This window comes from Enterobacter sp. DC4 (assembly GCF_000568095.1).
In the GTDB taxonomy this organism is placed as follows: domain Bacteria; phylum Pseudomonadota; class Gammaproteobacteria; order Enterobacterales; family Enterobacteriaceae; genus Enterobacter; species Enterobacter pseudoroggenkampii.
The window spans coordinates 1-373 of the sequence record NZ_AZUB01000027.1; the positions used below are offsets into that span (position 1 = coordinate 1).

General features: G+C 49.3%; 1 tRNA gene and 1 rRNA gene. Both read left to right on the forward strand.

Annotated elements, in window-relative coordinates:
- Positions 1-20: 20 nt before the first annotated feature.
- A tRNA-Glu gene (locus tag P349_RS00010) sits at positions 21-96 on the forward strand.
- Positions 97-278: 182 nt separating this feature from the next.
- A 23S ribosomal RNA gene (locus P349_RS0124915) occupies positions 279-373 on the forward strand; the annotation flags it as partial.

Sequence of the window (373 nt, forward strand, 5' to 3'; positions counted from 1 at the left end):
CTTGCGATTGAGACTTCAGTGTCCCCTTCGTCTAGAGGCCCAGGACACCGCCCTTTCACGGCGGTAACAGGGGTTCGAATCCCCTAGGGGACGCCACTTGCTGGTTCGTGAGTGAAAGTCACCTGCCTTAGTATCTCAAAACTCATCTTCGGGTGACGTTTGAGATATTTGCTCTTTAAAAATCTGGATCAAGCTGAAAATTGAAACGACACATCTTTAAGGTGTGTTCGAGTCTCTCAAATTTTCGCAATCAGAAGTGAAACATCTTCGGGTTGTGAGGTTAAGCGACTAAGCGTACACGGTGGATGCCCTGGCAGTCAGAGGCGATGAAGGACGTGCTAATCTGCGAAAAGCGCCGGCGAGGTGATATGAA